The 17,424-nt window shown below is 46.0% G+C and carries 17 protein-coding genes and 1 riboswitch; of the genes, 7 read left to right on the top strand and 10 right to left on the bottom strand.

All coding sequences use genetic code 11. From position 1 onward, the window contains the following. Nucleotides 1-17 precede the first annotated feature (17 nt). Together R7P36_RS11065 and mdh are read right to left on the bottom strand one after the other, a co-directional pair. On the bottom strand, nucleotides 18-209 hold the full coding sequence (locus R7P36_RS11065; RefSeq protein WP_005379661.1) for a hypothetical protein: 192 nt from the start codon (nucleotides 207-209) through the stop codon (nucleotides 18-20). A 113-nt stretch (nucleotides 210-322) separates the two neighbouring features. Further along, nucleotides 323-1,258, bottom strand: coding sequence for a malate dehydrogenase (mdh, locus tag R7P36_RS11060; RefSeq protein WP_005379660.1), 936 nt, complete (start codon nucleotides 1,256-1,258; stop codon nucleotides 323-325). 359 nt (nucleotides 1,259-1,617) lie between these two features. Here mdh and argR point away from each other — a divergent pair, with 359 nt between their 5' ends. The 4 genes from argR to R7P36_RS11040 all read left to right on the top strand — a co-directional run bounded on the left by argR (nucleotide 1,618) and on the right by R7P36_RS11040 (nucleotide 6,816). Next, nucleotides 1,618-2,088: a transcriptional regulator ArgR gene (gene argR, locus R7P36_RS11055; protein ID WP_005379659.1), complete on the top strand. Its 471-nt coding sequence runs from the start codon at nucleotides 1,618-1,620 to the stop codon at nucleotides 2,086-2,088. A gap of 405 nt (nucleotides 2,089-2,493) precedes the next feature. Further along, nucleotides 2,494-3,462: a TAXI family TRAP transporter solute-binding subunit gene (locus R7P36_RS11050; RefSeq protein WP_005379657.1), complete on the top strand. Its 969-nt coding sequence runs from the start codon at nucleotides 2,494-2,496 to the stop codon at nucleotides 3,460-3,462. Between the two features lie 291 nt (nucleotides 3,463-3,753). After that, nucleotides 3,754-6,333, top strand: a complete 2,580-nt coding sequence (locus R7P36_RS11045) for a TRAP transporter permease (RefSeq protein WP_213899443.1) — start codon at nucleotides 3,754-3,756, stop codon at nucleotides 6,331-6,333. A 45-nt stretch (nucleotides 6,334-6,378) separates the two neighbouring features. Continuing rightward, on the top strand, nucleotides 6,379-6,816 hold the full coding sequence (locus R7P36_RS11040; RefSeq protein ID WP_005379654.1) for a universal stress protein: 438 nt from the start codon (nucleotides 6,379-6,381) through the stop codon (nucleotides 6,814-6,816). 63 nt (nucleotides 6,817-6,879) lie between these two features. Here R7P36_RS11040 and R7P36_RS11035 read toward each other — a convergent pair whose 3' ends face one another. Beyond that, entirely contained in the window at nucleotides 6,880-7,956 is a 1,077-nt protein-coding gene (locus R7P36_RS11035; RefSeq protein WP_213899442.1) for an alkene reductase, read from the bottom strand. A gap of 92 nt (nucleotides 7,957-8,048) precedes the next feature. Here R7P36_RS11035 and R7P36_RS11030 point away from each other — a divergent pair, with 92 nt between their 5' ends. Further along, nucleotides 8,049-8,996, top strand: a complete 948-nt coding sequence (locus tag R7P36_RS11030) for a LysR family transcriptional regulator (RefSeq protein ID WP_213899441.1) — start codon at nucleotides 8,049-8,051, stop codon at nucleotides 8,994-8,996. An 18-nt stretch (nucleotides 8,997-9,014) separates the two neighbouring features. Here R7P36_RS11030 and thiQ read toward each other — a convergent pair whose 3' ends face one another. The 5 genes from thiQ to mpl all read right to left on the bottom strand — a co-directional run bounded on the left by thiQ (nucleotide 9,015) and on the right by mpl (nucleotide 14,588). Further along, entirely contained in the window at nucleotides 9,015-9,719 is a 705-nt protein-coding gene (thiQ, locus tag R7P36_RS11025; protein WP_005379648.1) for a thiamine ABC transporter ATP-binding protein, read from the bottom strand. Continuing rightward, complete coding sequence (gene thiP, locus R7P36_RS11020) at nucleotides 9,719-11,305, bottom strand: thiamine/thiamine pyrophosphate ABC transporter permease ThiP (RefSeq protein ID WP_017820277.1); 1,587 nt, start codon at nucleotides 11,303-11,305, stop codon at nucleotides 9,719-9,721. Before thiP ends, thiQ begins: the two co-directional genes overlap by 1 nt. A 41-nt stretch (nucleotides 11,306-11,346) precedes the next feature. Then, complete coding sequence (gene thiB / locus R7P36_RS11015; protein WP_047101920.1) at nucleotides 11,347-12,339, bottom strand: thiamine ABC transporter substrate binding subunit; 993 nt, start codon at nucleotides 12,337-12,339, stop codon at nucleotides 11,347-11,349. Nucleotides 12,340-12,411: 72 nt separating this feature from the next. Further along, a riboswitch (TPP riboswitch) is annotated at nucleotides 12,412-12,548 on the bottom strand. 37 nt (nucleotides 12,549-12,585) lie between these two features. Beyond that, complete coding sequence (locus R7P36_RS11010; RefSeq protein ID WP_005379640.1) at nucleotides 12,586-13,224, bottom strand: flavin prenyltransferase UbiX; 639 nt, start codon at nucleotides 13,222-13,224, stop codon at nucleotides 12,586-12,588. A 5-nt stretch (nucleotides 13,225-13,229) separates the two neighbouring features. After that, a complete protein-coding gene (mpl, locus tag R7P36_RS11005) occupies nucleotides 13,230-14,588 on the bottom strand; it encodes a UDP-N-acetylmuramate:L-alanyl-gamma-D-glutamyl-meso-diaminopimelate ligase (protein WP_053303335.1) in 1,359 nt (452 codons plus the stop codon). 312 nt (nucleotides 14,589-14,900) lie between these two features. Here mpl and fbp point away from each other — a divergent pair, with 312 nt between their 5' ends. Continuing rightward, nucleotides 14,901-15,917: a class 1 fructose-bisphosphatase gene (fbp, locus tag R7P36_RS11000; RefSeq protein WP_005383114.1), complete on the top strand. Its 1,017-nt coding sequence runs from the start codon at nucleotides 14,901-14,903 to the stop codon at nucleotides 15,915-15,917. 127 nt (nucleotides 15,918-16,044) lie between these two features. Beyond that, nucleotides 16,045-16,575: an inorganic diphosphatase gene (gene ppa / locus R7P36_RS10995; RefSeq protein WP_054574250.1), complete on the top strand. Its 531-nt coding sequence runs from the start codon at nucleotides 16,045-16,047 to the stop codon at nucleotides 16,573-16,575. Nucleotides 16,576-16,648: 73 nt separating this feature from the next. Here ppa and R7P36_RS10990 read toward each other — a convergent pair whose 3' ends face one another. After that, nucleotides 16,649-17,011, bottom strand: coding sequence for a DUF2799 domain-containing protein (locus R7P36_RS10990; protein ID WP_017633454.1), 363 nt, complete (start codon nucleotides 17,009-17,011; stop codon nucleotides 16,649-16,651). Between the two features lie 49 nt (nucleotides 17,012-17,060). Further along, on the bottom strand, nucleotides 17,061-17,408 hold the full coding sequence (locus R7P36_RS10985) for a gamma-glutamylcyclotransferase (protein WP_205461431.1): 348 nt from the start codon (nucleotides 17,406-17,408) through the stop codon (nucleotides 17,061-17,063). Between the last annotated feature and the right edge of the window lie 16 nt (nucleotides 17,409-17,424).

The raw sequence follows: 17,424 nt of genomic DNA, 5'->3' as shown, positions 1-17,424 counted from the left end.
GACGACGCCCCGAGGCGCTAGTAATATCTGTCACTACCGCCATGCAGTTGTGGATCATCTTCTATTTCATCAAAGCTAACGGCGAGTTGCTGTTCAGTCCCTTGTTTGGACAACAATACCGTCTCTGCTTCATGGTCGACCACTAATATCGTACCGACGCCTTGTTGGCACTCAACAACCATGCCTTTACGGATTCGACTCGCTTCCATCATCTTCTCCTTCACTACGTGGTTTTATTCGACCATTTTTACGAAGTTGAGAAATCAAGGATCAAAAAAGCCGATCAAAATGATCGGCTTTCTTCTTATATAGGCTTTCTAGATTACTTTGCGAATTCAACACCAATGTTGATGTCGCCATTTAGTGTTTCTAGCATACCGTCTAATGCAGACTTTTCGTAATCGCTGAGTTTGCCGTAGCTTAGTACTTCTTCAACGCCTTCTTTACCCAGTTTCACAGGTTGCGCAAAGTAAGTCGCGTGTTCGCCGTCGCCTTCAACGTAAGCGCACTCAACTACGCCTTCTTCACCTTGAAGAGCACGAACCAGAGACAGACCAAAGCGACATGCAGCTTGGCCCATTGATAGTGTTGCACTACCACCACCCGCTTTCGCTTCTACAACTTCAGTACCTGCATTTTGAATACGTTTCGTTAATGCTTCTACTTCTTCAGCTGTAAACTCAACACCTTCCACTTGAGACAGTAGAGGTAAGATCGTTACGCCAGAGTGACCACCAATTACTGGCACGCGAACGTCACCTGGATCTTTGTCTTTTAGCTCAGCAACAAACGTTTCTGAACGGATAACATCCAACGTTGTTACACCAAATAGACGACGCTTATCATAAACACCCGCTTTTTTAAGAACTTCAGCAGCAATTGGCACTGTTGTATTTACAGGGTTTGTGATGATACCAACACAAGCTTTCGGACAAACAACCGCAATCTTCTCCGCTAGCGATTTAACGATACCAGCGTTTACATTAAATAGATCCGCACGATCCATACCTGGCTTACGCGCAACACCAGCAGAAATTAGCACAACATCCGCGCCTTCTAGTGCTGGAGTAGGATCTTCACCAGCGTAACCTTTGATAGAAACTGGCGTAGGGATGTGGCTAAGATCAGCGGCCACACCAGGAGTTACTGGAGCAATATCATATAGGGCTAGATCAGAACCAGCAGGAAGACGGTTCTTAAGTAGAAGGGCCAGGGCTTGACCGATGCCACCAGCGGCACCAATAACGGCTACTTTCATGTAGTTCTCCTTGAGAGTATTTCTCTTATAAACGTATTCGTAGGGTAGTTTGTAACCAACTTAAATAAAGCTATCGGAATCACAACTTGATTACAATCAATTAACGCTAGCTTTGCGACCTCGCGCAACTCGCTGTTACCGTGCTACAAATGGGGCTTGGATTATTCTTTTATTCTGTTGAAATGACAAGGAATTCAAGAAAACAGATACAGCCCTACTTCAGCGCGCTAAAGAATTCTATGTGGTATATAGTTTACAGTGACGCATCTAACATAATCCTGGGACTCTTTGGCACCGCCTGAATATATATGCGAGAATATGCAAAATTGCTGACCCGTAATAAGAGATTTGTAATGACTATGCGCAATTCAGAAAAACAAGACAACTTAGTTCGCGCCTTTAAAGCCCTGTTAAAAGAAGAAAGCTTTGGCTCACAGGGCGAGATTGTTGACGCACTCAAACAGCAAGGGTTTGAGAGTATCAACCAATCTAAAGTCTCACGTATGCTGACTAAATTTGGCGCCGTCCGCACGCGCAATGCAAAAATGGAAATGGTTTACTGTCTTCCTGCTGAGCTAGGTGTCCCAACAGTCAGCAGCTCTCTGCGTGAACTGGTACTAGACATCGATCGTAATGCAGCGTTAGTGGTAATTCACACCGGCCCAGGTGCAGCACAGTTGATTGCTCGCTTGCTTGATTCACTCGGTAAATCCGAAGGTATTCTTGGCGTTGTCGCGGGTGACGATACCATTTTCATTACGCCAACCATGGCAATTACGACTGAGCAACTCTTCAAATCAGTGTGCGAGCTGTTCGAATATACTGGTTAAGTTCTATAAAGCTTCAATCAGCTAACTCATTGTGGGTTATAAAAGAAGTCTCATTTTGTAGCCCATAATTTATGTAAATTTTTTGCTTACTCCGCTCATTCTTTAACCACCTATTTTGTGATTAACATCACGCAATTGATCTTTTTCATTTCAGTCACTAAACGTTAATTAAGTAATTGTTATAAAAAGAATTAAATCACAAATTGAATCCTATCCCCTGATACAAAATTCAGACTTATCAACTATAACATTTAACAATTGGATAATTTTCTGCCAATTTTTTGTTATGATTCGCTCGCTTTTTCAAACGATTGGATTGAAAAAGGTGCCGTTTCCAAATAGGAAACTCCAGAAGTGATTTATGGTTATTTCCGGGTAAATAATGAATATAAGGAAGGGAAATTCATGGCATTTAACAAACTTCTCAAAGTAGGCGCTATCGCTGCAGCCGTAATGGGCGCAGGCGCAGTTAACGCTCAAGAGTTTATTACCATCGGTACTGGCTCTGTGACAGGTGTTTACTACCCAACTGGTGGTGCTATCTGTAAGTTGGTAAATAAAGGTCGTAAAGACCACAACATCCGTTGTTCAGTAGAATCGACTGGTGGCTCAATTTACAACGTTAACACTATCCGTGCAGGCGAATTAGATTTTGGTATCGTGCAATCGGATTGGCAGTACCACGGCTACAACGGTACGAGCAAGTTTGAAGAACAAGGCCCGTACAAGAAGCTACGCGCAATGTTCTCTCTTCATACAGAACCTTTTAACATCATTGCGCGTGCAGATTCAGGTATTGAAAACGTTGAAGACCTGAAAGGTAAGCGCGTAAACATCGGTAACCCAGGCTCTGGTGACCGTGCAACGATGGGCGTTGTCATGGAAGCGATGGGTTGGACAAACGACAGCTTCAAATTGGCGTCTGAGCTAAAAGGCTCTGAACGCTCTCAGGCACTTTGTGATAACAAAATTGACGCCTTCATTTACATGGTCGGCCACCCGAACGGTTCAATCAAAGAAGCAACCACATCATGTGATGCGAAGCTAGTTTCAGCAACAGGCCCTAAAATCGATAAAATTGTTGCCGACAACCCATACTACGCCTTTAGCTCAGTACCGGCTGGTATGTACCGCGGTACAGACAAAGACGTAAACAGCTTTGGTGTTGCAGCAACAATGGTAACGACCTCTGATGTTTCAGACGATGTCGCTTACAACGTGGCAAAAGCTGTGTTTGAAAACTTTGATACCTTCAAACGTCTACACCCTGCATTCGCAAACTTGAAGAAAGAAGACATGGTGAAAGCTGGTCTTTCTATTCCTCTTCACCCAGGTGCAGAAAAATACTACAAAGAAATGGGTCTAATTAAGTAATTTCCTCAGACTCTACATACAGGCAGGAAAGAATATTTTCTGCCTGTTTGAGCATACAGGTTGTAGCACGTTCTAACTGTATGCTTCATTCGCCAGTTTTCTTCTGATAACTGCGAGCTCATACCCAAGAAAACTTAAACGCCGCCTAACAGAGTATCCAACAATCAACACTTTGAGTTCAGGCAGCAAAATACTCGAAAGCAAACTTCGCTCCATTCACTACACTGATAGAGGCGAAGTGTGGTTCTCGATAAAAATCAGACAGGACCATCAATAATAAGGAAAAAGTACATGGCGACGAATCAAGCTCCGTCACAAGATGTGCAAGAAATGGTGGCTCAGGCAGACACAGGTGCACGTAGCCCTTCGGGAATGCAAGGACGAATCCTTTGGTTTGTTCCTCTGTGTTGGTCACTATTTCAATTATGGTACGCATCCCCGTTACCATTTTTTTTCAATTTTGGCGTACTGAACGACACGGAAGCGCGATCTATCCACCTTACTTTCGCGATCTTTTTGGCTTTCACTGCTTATCCAGCGATGAAGAATTCTCCTCGCGATCATATCCCTCTTGTTGATTGGATACTCGCGTTGGCTGGCAGCTTTTCAGCAGCCTATATATACCTTTTTTATACCGAGCTAGCAGGACGCTCAGGCGCACCGACAACGGTTGATATCGTTGTTGCTGTTATCGGTATGCTCCTCCTTTTAGAAGCAACACGCCGAGCACTTGGTCCACCATTAATGGTCGTGGCTGCTGTTTTCCTTACTTACACTTTTGCAGGCCCTTACATGCCTGACGTTATCGCGCACAAAGGGGCAAGCTTGAACAAGGCCATGTCTCACTTGTGGCTAACAACAGAAGGCGTATTTGGGGTTGCGCTAGGTGTTTCTACCTCTTTTGTCTTCTTGTTTGTATTGTTTGGAGCAATGCTGGAACGCGCTGGTGCTGGTGCTTACTTCATTAAAGTTGCCTTCTCGTTACTTGGCCATATGAAAGGTGGTCCAGCTAAAGCGGCCGTTGTTGCATCAGGTTTATCTGGTCTGGTTTCTGGTTCTTCAATCGCAAACGTAGTAACAACTGGCACCTTTACGATTCCACTGATGAAGCGTGTTGGCTTTCCCGGCACAAAAGCGGGTGCGGTAGAGGTAGCGGCTTCAACCAATGGTCAGTTAACACCGCCAATCATGGGTGCAGCAGCATTTTTGATGGTGGAATACGTCGGTATCTCCTACGTTGAGGTGATTAAAGCCGCCCTACTTCCAGCGCTAATCTCTTATATTGCTTTAATTTACATTGTTCACCTTGAAGCGTGTAAAGCAGGCATGACAGGGCTTCCTCGTCGCCACAACCCAACACTAGTACAAAGTCTGCTGTCCTTTACTGGCACAATCTTAGGATTGTGTGTGATCAGCGCATTGGTTTACTACGGAGTGGGTTGGACAAAGGACGTCTTTGGTGATGCCGCGACACCAATTGTTACCGTCGCACTATTAATCGCGTACGTTGGGTTGGTGAAAGTCTCAGCAAATCACGTGCAAGATGGCGCAATTGAGATTGATGCAGAATTAACAGAAGTACCTGATCCTGGCCCAACCGTTAAGTCAGGCTTGCACTACCTACTCCCTATCGTCGTATTGGTTTGGTGTTTGACTGTCGAACGTTTCTCACCTGGCCTTTCGGCATTCTGGGCAACGGTATTCATGATTTTCATTTTGCTTACTCAACGTCCGTTGATTGCACTGCTGTCAAAGCAAGGTGACATGCTTCAGCAAACCAAAGATGGCTTTGTCGATCTTGCCGAGAGCTTAGTTTCTGGTGCGCGCAATATGATTGGTATCGGCGTTGCAACCGCGGCAGCGGGCACCGTTGTTGGTGTTGTTACACTAACGGGTATCGGCCTAGTGATGACCGACTTCGTCGAGTTTATCTCTGGTGGCAGCATCATTCTTATGCTGCTGTTTACCGCCATCATTAGCTTGGTTCTGGGGATGGGTCTGCCAACAACGGCGAACTACATCGTGGTCTCTACGCTAATGGCGCCGGTTATTGTTACGCTCGGCGCAGCGCATGGCTTAATTATTCCGTTGATAGCGGTGCACTTGTTCGTTTTCTACTTTGGTATTTTGGCCGACGATACCCCACCTGTAGGCCTTGCGGCTTTTGCAGCAGCAGCAATTGCGAAATCAGATCCAATTCGTACTGGTATCCAAGGTTTTACTTACGATATTCGAACCGCTATTTTACCGTTCATGTTTGTGTTCAATACCCAGCTATTGTTAATGGGGATCGACTCTTGGTGGCATTTGGCACTCACAGTCATCTCATCGATCATTGCAATGCTGATATTCTCTGCGGCAACTCAAGGGTGGTGGTTCACGCGTAACAAGTGGTGGGAAACAGTCCTATTATTAGTACTGACATTTTCGTTTTTCCGTCCAGGTTTTTGGTGGGACATGCTGTACCCAGCGAAAGTTCTTTCTCCTGGCGTTGAGGTAGCTCAAATCACGGAAACACTAAATGTAGGAGAATCATTGGAGTTACGTGTTGCCGGTGAAAACCTTGAGGGCGACTACATTGAGAAAACGGTTCGTCTTCCATTCGAAGACAGTGCGACAACAGCAGACGCACGTATTTCATCTATGGGTCTGATGCTGACCGAAAGTGACAACAAAATGATTGTCGATATGGTTGAATTTGGTAGTCCAGCAGAGTCCGCAGGTATCGACTTTGATTGGGAAATCAAGTGGGTTATCCAGGATGCAGACCGTCCGATGAAAGAGTGGGTGTTTGTACCATGCTTAATGATTTTGCTGGTGCTTGCAATGAACCAAAAACGTCGTGCTCGTAAGGAACAATTGAGCGCATAACCGATTTGGCCCCGAGGATAAAGGGGCCTTAATGAGAGACATTGAATGTACAAACAAATTCTTGTTCCGGTTGATCTAAATGACCAAGGCTTTTCAGACCGAGCGGTTGAACTAGCGGTTTGGCAGGCAAAGCAAGCAAATGCTCAAATCCATCTTCTGACGGTACTACCTGGTATTCACATGTCGATGGTTGCCACATACTTTCCGAAAGATGCTGCAGCCAAAATGAAGCAAGACGTGAAGCAGCAACTAAAAACTTTCGCTAATGAGCATATTGCTGAAGATGTGGTTTACCAAGTGCATGTTGCTGAAGGCAAGGCCTACGCGACCATTCTTGATTATGCAGAACGTTTAGGCGCTGACCTCATCATTATGCCAAGTCACAAGCGCTCTAAAATCAATAAAGTAATGCTTGGCTCTGTCGCGAGTAAGGTTGTGGAATATTCTCCAATCAATGTGATGGTCGTAAAACCGCAAGGCTAAGTAAATACAGAAACGAAAAAGGACGCTAACATTAGCGTCCTTTTTATATTAAACAAGTAAGGGTTATGCCATCACTGGGTAATCGGTATAACCTTCTGCTCCACCCAAATAAAAGTGTTCTGGTTTCGCCTCATTAAGAGGTGTATTTTTCTTAAATCGCTCAACTAAATCTGGGTTTGCGATAAAGGGAACGCCAAATGCGACCACATCAACTTTGTTTTCTGCAATTGCTGTTGCCGCTTCTTGTGCACTGTAGCCCACGTTCGCCATTAAGTGACCTTGATAGTTTTCGCGTGCTGGCTTGAGAACATCTGCTTTTTGTACGCCTTTCAGATCCGCACGCATCACGTGCCAATAAGCAAGATCGAAAGAATTAAGTTGCTCTGCTAAGTAACGCACCAAACCAACTGGATCACTGTCTTTCATGTCATTAAATCCATTTAGCGGAGATGTACGCAGACCGACTCTTCCAGGTCCCCACACCTCAACGACTTCTTTCACTATTTCAAGTAAAAATCGAGCACGATTTTCAACCGAGCCACCGTATTCATCGGTACGTAAATTTGAACCGTCACGAAGGAAGTTATCAATAAGATAACCATTGGCACCATGTATCTCGACCCCATCAAAGCCTGCTTTCTTGGCGTTTTCTGCACCTTGTTTAAACGCCGCAACAATGGAAGCTATCTCATCCACTTCGAGTGCTCGTGGTACCGTATATTCTTGCTTACCCGAAGGGGTATGGACTAATTCATCACGAATGGCCAATGCGCTCGCCGCTACAGGTGTTTTTCCTTCATTCAGATCAGGATGACAAGCTCGTCCCGCATGCCAAATTTGCAGTACAATCTTACCGCCTCTCTCATGAACCGCATCCGTTACCTTTTTCCAAGCTACGATTTGCTCTTCGTTGTAAATGCCCGGCTCTGCCATGAAAGCAGACGTACCTTCCATCACCATGGTGCATTCAGCAATGATAAGTCCGGCACTCGCACGTTGAGCGTAGTATTCAACCATAAGGTCATTAGGAATATGGTCTGCGCCAGCACGAGCTCGCGTTAAAGGCGCCATAATGGCACGGTTATCTAATGCTAATTGACCGAGTTCGATAGGAGAAAATAAGTCTACAGAGTTGGACATGTTGTTTACCTCAAATGACAATAACTTGATGGCTAAGGATGAGGTGCCAGACTATAATCAGATTAATATTGAAACAATATGGATAATTGAAAGTGATTGTTCGCAATTTAGAAACAATTGACTTTAGAACGCTTTCTATCTTTGTCACAAGCTGTCGACTACTGAGCTTAACCAAGTGCGCGCTGGAGTTAAACCTACCAAAATCTACTGTTAGTAAAGCCATAACCAAACTCGAACAACACTTTGAAGCCAAACTCCTAGAGCGCACAACCCGAAAGTTAGTGATCACCGAAGCTGGCCAAATGGTTTTAGAGCGTGCTGCAAGCTTAGTTGAGGAATTCCACTCAATTGGCCATGACGTACAGGAGATGGAACAACAGATCCAAGGCCGGCTGCGTATTTCCGCGCCACCAGCGTTGGATGCGTATATGGCGGAACACATCTTTTTGCCATTTTTAAAACAATGGCCAAAAGTACAAATTGCGTTAGAAGCATCGAACGATTTTGTTGATCTGTTTTCACACGGCTTTGATATGGCAATTCGAGTCGGTCAGATAGTTGATGATCGATTGATCGCAAAAAAATTAGGCTATACGACTCGAGTCCTGGCTGCTAGCCCTGAGTATTTAGCTGAGTTCGGCGTACCTGAAACGCCAGAAGACCTGACAAAATACAACTGTTTGAGGTATCAATATGTTTCAGAAATAGGGCCTTGGACGCTGATCTCACACGATAATACCGTCAATGTTTCAATAACCAGTAACTTCTCAAGTACAACTGTAGAAGCAATATTGAAAGGCGCACTTAAAGGACTAGGCATCGCTAACTTACCTGTGCAAAACATGACGCAAGAGCTAGAAAGTGGCACCTTAGTCAGAGTGTTGCCGCAATGGCACACGGTACCAATGCCTATTTATCTAGTCTATCGTCCTGGAGCAAACCGCCCACGGCGCGTACAAGCAATGATTGACCATATCATGAGCTTAAGATCTCAATTTGAATTTGGCCCTAGGCATGGTTTGTGTTGCGGAGAAGCATGACCTAGCAACTATCAGGCACTAGCATGCGGCTCGGATAAATGCCGCAAGCTTCTCACTAGCATGCTGTTCACTCAATGCAGACATATCACCCGCGGCTTCCACTTTACCATCCGCCACAAACACAAAGTGGCTGGCAATCGCTTTGGCATCGCTTAAATGGTGCGTGACCATCAATACGGTTATTCCCCGCTCTGCTGCCAGTTTTTTTACCAAGCTCAGCATCTCTTCACGCAACACCGGATCAAGCGCCGAGAACGGCTCATCCAACAGCCACATGGGATGAGGCTGAACAAAACAACGCGCTAAGGCAACACGTTGACGCTGGCCACCAGAAAGATGCTCTGGCAAACGGTCGAGGTACTCTGCAACACCAACTTGCTGCGCGGCTTGTTCAATCTGACGATTTTGGTCCACCGTGAGCTTTAGCCCCGGGTGTAAGCCCAAACCGATGTTGTCACGCACCGATAAGTGAGCAAACAAATTGTGCTCTTGGAACAACATAGAGAACGGACGCAGATAAGGCTCTTTACGCACAATGGACTCACCATCAACACAAATATCACCACGGTCAGGATGGATGAACCCTGCCACCAACGCCAGCAAGGTTGACTTCCCTGCCCCACTTGGTCCCATCAGCGATACAATCTGTCCTTGCTCAATCGTTAAGTCAAAACGAAACAGTTCACGTTGGTAGGTGTACTGCACATCATCCAACACTAACATTACGCTCTCTCCTTCGTTTTCAATACTTTCTCAATCAAGGCAAAACAGCCCACACTCAACAACAATAGGGTCACCGATACCACCGCAGCTGCGTCCATCTGATAACTGCCAAGCAACTGGAACAAATACAGAGGTAAGGTACGAAACTCTTGTCCACCAAACAGTGCTATGGCACTTAAATCCCCTATTGCAAACATAAAGCTGATCGCAAACGCATGTGCAAACGGCTTGCGTAGCGCCTGCCACTCCACCACTTTAAACCGTTGCCAGCCACGCATGCCTAAGCTGGCACATACATACTGATACTGTTGTTCAATGTGCAGCATTGGCTGCGCTAGCGTTTTGATCACGTAAGGCAAAGCCATCAAACCGTTCACCAAAATCACGACAAAAAATGCCAAGCTAAAAACATCGGTAAATGCGCGCAGTAGTAAGAATAAACCGGTGCTAATCACCAGACCTGGAGTCACCAAAATAACGGTGCCGATTAACTCAATCTGATCGGCTCGCGTGTTTTTGTACTGCAACCGCCAACGGCGACTGGTCAATAGTATGGACACCCCTGCAGCGACCGCAAGCGCGCTAGCGACACAGGCGACTTTGAGGGAGTTCAATAGCGCAGACCAAAAACGCTCATCGGTTAATACTGTCCAAACTTGTTGGTTGATGCCACTCAGTAACACCATCAATAACGGCGGTATTACCAGTAAAAAGGCACCTATGATCCAAAAGCTATCCCAAGCTTTTGACCACCCATGATCCTTCGTTAAATATTGCTGTACCGATGTGCTTCCAGCACTGATAGAAACAGGCCTTGTTAACTTCTGCACTCCAATAGCAAGCAGTCCACATAACAGCATCTGCCACAGCGCCAATAACGCCCCAGCTTGTAAATCAAAATCAAACTTAATCGCTTGGTAAATGGCCAATTCAATGGTGGTGGATTTTGGCCCGCCCCCCAACGCCATTACAGTGGCAAAACTGGTAAAGCACAACATAAACACCAACCCACAAACGTGGGGAAGCTGCTGCCTTAAACGCGGCCATTCTACCCAGCGAAACTTATCCCAATGGCTCATCCCAAGATGCGCGCAAAGCTTATGCTGCTCGGCAGGAATAGACTCCAAGGCTTGCAGAAGCAATCGTGCCGCGTAAGGTAAATTAAAGAACACATGGGCGAGTAAAATGCCGTTCAAACCGTAAATAGAGAATGGCAGTTTAGTGTCGAAACTTTGCAACCACTGCGCCAACAAACCACTGTTGCCATAAATCGCTAACAGCCCAAAAACACCAACCAAAACCGGCAAAACCAGTGTCGATGCAAACAGCTTAAGCAGTAATGATTTACCAATAAATTGGCGACGCGAAAGTGCGTGCGCTACTGGAATGGCAAAGCCAACACTGAGCAATGTGGAAAGAAACGCTTGGTAGAAACTGAACTTGGTGACATGTTGATAGTACGGGTCGCCCCATACCACAGACACATCAAGTGAAGGGGCTTGAACAATCAAAGCACCTAGGGCAGAAATAACAAAGGTCGCGATGATCATCGCGACCCCTAAACCTATTTTTGGAACAGAATTCAAAGGTAAAACCTATCTCATTCAGATGAGGATGGAAACGTCAGCTAAAACGTCAATGCGCTTTGCCATTCGCGAATCCAAGACTTACGCATTTTTGCCACTTCATCAGCACTAAAGCTCAACGACTTGCTTGGAACACTCAAAGTTTCAAAACCTTTAGGTAACTCAACGTCAGTGACTGGGTACATCCAGTTACCCGTTGGCATCGCCGATTGGAACTCATCACTTAAAATGAAACTCATAAATTGATCAGCAAGTTCTGAATTTTTTGCCCCTTTCACTTTGGCGGCTACTTCAACTTGCATGTAGTGGCCTTCAGCAAAATTCGCCGTAGCAAACTTCGAATCGTTTTCCGCAATTAAGTGGTACGCAGGTGAAGTGGTGTAAGAAAGCACTAAATCGGACTCACCATTGAGGAACATAGAATACGCCTCAGACCAACCTTTCGTGACCGTTACGGTTTTGCTCGCTAGCTTCTGCCACGCTTGCGTCACATCGTCGCCATAAATAGATTTCATCCATAGCATTAAGCCTTGGCCCGGCGTTGAAGTCCGCGGATCTTGGTAAATCACTTTCAGATCGTTGCGCGTTTCCACCAGCTCTTTCATGCTTTTCGGCGGATTAGCCAGTTTCTCTTTGTTGTACACAAACGCGAAGTAGCCGTAATCGTACGGTACAAACGTCGTGTCACTCCAACCGTTTGGTAACACTGTGTTAGCCGTATCCACATTGTGCTCGGCAAGCAGATCGGTTTTCTTCGCTTCTGCCATCAGATTGTTATCCAAACCTAATACGATGTCCGCTTTGCTATTACCGCCTTCAAGACGAAGACGATTCAGAATCGACACACCATCGTCCAACGCTACGAAGTTAACGTCACAGCCACATTTTGCTTCAAAAGCTTGCTCGATTTTAGGACCCGGCCCCCAATCTGCGGCAAAAGAGTCGTAGGTATAGATGGTTAATGTGTTTTCAGCGGCAAACGCTGAAGTAGAGGTGATTGCAGCTAGGGCAATCAGATTTAGAGTGGGTTTCACTGCTCGCTCTCCATGAGTATTTCAGAGAAATAAGTTGAGCGGCACAGGGTTTGAGGCGGCTATTAAGGACTTCCAATATCCAGACTCAATTCCTACGCCAGCATTATCTGGTTCAGGTAATACGGGTCCCTAGTTAAACACTTAGGTCTCAGCGCCCCAATGCATTGATTGACTCAATGCTAAATGGGTTTGCTCCCCGATGAGTTGGATGGATTGTAAAGGTATTTGAGTGGTTACACAATCAGCTCACGAGCGCTGGTCATAACCCCAACGAGGCACCAAACCTTGCTCAATACCTAAGTGGTCAAGAATTCTCGCCACCATAAAATCCACTAAGTCTTCAATACTCTTTGGCTGATGATAGAAGCCTGGAGCTGCTGGCATGATGGTGACGCCCATTTGCGACAGTTTGTGCATGTTCTCCAGATGTAGCGTTGAAAATGGTGTTTCGCGAACCACGAGCAACAACTGCCCGCGCTCTTTCATTACTACATCAGCGGCCCGTTCGATCAAGTTGTCCGACATACCGTGTGCTATGGCTGCAACGCTTCCCGCAGAGCATGGGCAAACCACCATTTGCTTGGGTGCAGCAGAACCAGAGGCAACCGGCGAGAACCAATCGTCTTTACCGCAAACGGTGATGTTATTTCGATTGCAGTTCAGGTGCTCTACCAATGCTTGCTGCGCCGCTTCTGGGCCACTTGGTAGCTTAAGATTATGCTCGGTTGCCATCACAACACGAGCTGCCGAAGAAATCAGAACGTAGACATGATAATCCGCCGCAACCAAGCATTCTAAAAGACGAAGGCCGTAGGGAGCACCAGAAGCACCCGTTAATGCCAACGTGATGGCTTTTTTATGAGAGGGTTGTGTTTTGTTTTGCATATCAATCAGGCTTTTTGTTTTAACTGCTCAAGAAGTTTTCCGTGAATACCACCAAAGCCACCGTTGCTCATGACTAGAATTTGGTCACCTGGTCGCGCACGTTCGACGATCTTGGCTACAAAGTTATCTATATCCGCATCGACAAACGCTGGCTGTGTGCATTGGTCGGCAATGTCTTGCACAGACCACTCGATATTATCTGGCTGGAACAAGAAGACTTCATCTGCACTGTGTAGTGACTCTGCAAGTGTGTTTTTGTGTACGCCACGCTTCATGGTGGCAGAACGCGGCTCTAACACAGCTAGGATGCGTTTTTCACCTACCTTGTTACGCAAACCACCGACAGTAAGTTCAATTGCCGTTGGGTGATGCGCAAAATCATCGTAAACCGTCACACCTTGTTCTTCACCTTTCAGCTCTAAACGGCGCTTGGTATTGATGAAACGCCCTAATGCCTGGCAAGCAAGATCCGGAGTGACTCCAACATGTCGTGCAGCAGCGATTGCCATCAGCGCATTATCCACATTGTGGTCACCCACCAAATTCCATTCGACGGTACCAACCTTCTCGCCTTTCAACGCAACGTCAAATTTTGAGCCATCAAGCACTAATTTGTGCGCTTGCCAGTCACCATTCTCACCAGAGAACTGTTTTTCTGTCCAGCAACCACGCTCTAATACATCCGCCAAAGCTTGGTCTTGCTTCGGAGCTAAGATTAAGCCATTGCCGGGAACCGTTCGCACTAAATGATGGAATTGGCGCTTGATCGCCTCTAGATCATCGAAGATATCAGCATGATCGAACTCAAGGTTATTCATGATTAAAGTGCGAGGATGGTAATGCACAAACTTAGAACGCTTATCGAAAAAAGCACTGTCATATTCGTCCGCTTCAACGACAAAAAACATGCTTTCACCCAAACGAGCAGACACTCCGAAGTTACCGAGTACCCCACCGACTAAGAAACCCGGTTGATAACCACAATCTTCAAGTATCCAGGCAAGCATGCTCGACGTGGTCGTTTTCCCATGTGTACCCGATACCGCCAATACCCACCGATCATGCAGCAAAAACTCGTTGAGCCACTGCGGACCAGAGGTGTAGCGCATGTTAGTGTTGAGCACATGCTCGACACAAGGGTTGCCACGGCTCATCGCATTACCAATCACCACAAGATCTGGTTGAGGGTCGAGTTGAGACGGGTCAAAGCCTTCAATAATTTCAATACCTTGAGACTCAAGCAGTGTGCTCATTGGCGGATAAACGTTGGCATCAGAACCAGTGACTTTATGTCCTAATTGGCGCGCTAGAATCGCTGCGCCGCCCATAAATGTGCCACAGATACCCAAGATATGAATGTGCATAAACTAAACCTTGTAATGCGTTTTTTAATGCTTTCATTATCGCGATTACCGCCTGAAAAGCGAGTGACTTTAGCCTTCTTCTTGCAGTCCCTTTCACAAATATGACAAGGTTGAACACAGACTGTACAACCTCTTGCTTACTGATGAATCCCTCAAACAAGTCTACAAATAAATTGAGATCTCAAACAGTTACTTCATTACCATTAAAAAGATCTGCGACTTAAACTTACATCCAGCGCAATCGTTTAACATCCATAAAGAGATGCTCACTTGCGCACTACCCCCAATGAAATGAAAATGTAAGGATTAACCATGTCAGGACTGCGCACCCTAGGCGAGTTCATTGTCGAAAAACAAGCGGATTTCCCCCACGCTAGCGGTGATCTATCATCCCTTTTAGCCTCCATTCGTTTAGCTGCAAAAATCGTTAACCGCGAAATCAACGCAGCGGGTCTCGGTGATATCACTGGTGCTGTAGGTACGGAAAATGTCCAAGGTGAAGATCAGCAAAAGCTCGATGTTTACGCGAACGATAAGTTCAAAGCCGCGCTCGAAGCTCGTGATCAAGTGTGTGGCGTTGCCAGTGAAGAAGAAGACGAAGCAGTTGCGTTCAATAAAGAACTCAACCAAAACGCCAAATATGTAGTACTGATGGACCCACTTGATGGCTCTTCTAACATCGATGTGAACGTCTCTGTTGGTACTATCTTCTCGATTTACCGTCGTGTTTCTCCAATCGGTACTCCACCAACTGAAGAAGACTTCCTACAACCTGGTCACAAACAAGTGGCTGCGGGCTACGTAATTTACGGCTCCTCCACCATGTTGGTATACACAACTGGTAACGGCGTAAACGGCTTTACTTACGACCCATCTATCGGCAGCTTCTGTCTTTCTCATGAAAACATGATGATTCCTGATGATGGTAAGATCTACTCCATCAACGAAGGTAATTACATTCGTTTCCCTCAAGGGGTGAAGAAGTACATCAAGTACTGCCAAGAAAACGTGCCAGAAGACGGTCGCCCATACACTTCTCGCTACATTGGCTCGCTGGTTGCTGATTTCCACCGCAACCTACTGAAAGGTGGTATCTACCTTTACCCAAGCACACAAAGCCACCCACAAGGCAAGCTACGCCTGCTTTACGAATGTAACCCTATGGCATTCCTCATTGAGCAAGCTGGGGGCATTGCATCGGACGGCGTGAATCGCATTATGGACATCAAGCCTACTGAGTTGCACCAGCGTGTACCTTTCTTTGTGGGTTCGAAGAACATGGTTCGCAAAGTTGAAGAGTTCCTTGAACTGCACCGCGACGAAGAATAATTTCAGACCTTTGTCCAACGCGGCAGGTGTTTACCTGCCGCGTTTTTGTCGCTAAAGTGAAACGCGAATTTATCATCAGATGAAGCCGCTTTTGTGTGACTCATCGTTAATGAAAAGGAATATTCTAATGAGCTTAAACCATGTACCAGCAGGCAAGTCTCTGCCTGAAGATATCTATGTCGTTATCGAAATTCCTGCAAATGCAGATCCAATCAAGTACGAAGTAGATAAAGACTCTGGTGCTGTATTTGTCGACCGTTTCATGTCTGCACCAATGTTCTACCCATGCAACTATGGCTACGTGAACAATACCCTGTCTCTTGATGGCGACCCAGTCGACGTATTGGTACCAACACCATACCCACTCATGCCAGGTTCAGTCATTCGCTGCCGTCCTGTTGGCGTTTTGAAGATGACAGATGAATCGGGTGAAGATGCAAAAGTGTTTGCGGTTCCCCACTCAAAAATCTCGAAAGAGTACGAGCACATCCAAGATGTGGGCGATATCCCAGAACTACTGAAAGCGCAGATCACGCAATTCTTTGAGCGTTACAAAGAGCTTGAAGCAGGCAAATGGGTGAAAGTGGATGGTTGGGCAGATGTTGCTGCCGCCAAAGCTGAAATCCTAGAATCTTACGAGCGAGCTCAGAAAAAATAAGTATCACTGCTGATACAAAATTAAAAAGAGCTGCTCTAGGGCAGCTCTTTTGCTTTCATCTTACCTGTGTCAACTAGATAGGTGCGCCTGCTGAAGACATTCGTCCAGCGTCGTAGTCATGTTGAAAGAAGGGGTCAACATCATCACAAATGCCAAAATACGGCCGCCCGATAACACCGAGCATATAAGCACTTTGCTCACAATACTCTTGTTTGCCTTGCTGGTAACCCGCTTGATAAGCCATTATCAGTTCTGGCGTCGCATGGTTAACATCATCCAGCTTCGCAATTCGCTCCTCAGATAACTCCCGTAATCCATCTAAAGCTGACTGCTTACCAAACACTTGCCAATCGGTCACATTATTCGAAGTCGGTAGTGTTGTTTGTGCGCATGCAGCAAGAAGCAACGCCATTACTCCAATTACGAATGCTTTCATCGCGACTCCTTAGTGTTTAGCTCGTTGCTATTGATAATGTCAGTATAGCTCACACCTTTTGACACCAATCTCCGGAAGCGATTTCTTCGGTTAATTGCTCAGTATCTTGATATAAGTAGATCCAAGCTTGGCCAAAAGGCGTAGCGATGCTCTCTCGGCGATATTCCACTGGCACATCTTCTAACCTATCTAGCTCAGATAAGGTTTCATCATCAATCAGATACACTTCACCTTGAATCGAGCGTTGCCCAACAGACAACGCTGGATAAGGGCCTAAGTCATACATTGCAAATTGAGCATCCGTTTCATGTAAACCAAGAAACTGCGCCGAGCGCAAATACTGATGGTTGTACTCTCCCTTGCGTAACGTGCCGTAGACAAAAATCAAATGCTGCATAACCACTCCTTAGTCA

This window comes from Vibrio sp. 397 (assembly GCF_033339395.1).
Taxonomy (GTDB): Bacteria; Pseudomonadota; Gammaproteobacteria; order Enterobacterales; family Vibrionaceae; genus Vibrio; species Vibrio alginolyticus.
Note: the sequence above shows the minus strand (reverse complement) of the source record. Positions and strands in the feature narration are given on the sequence as shown.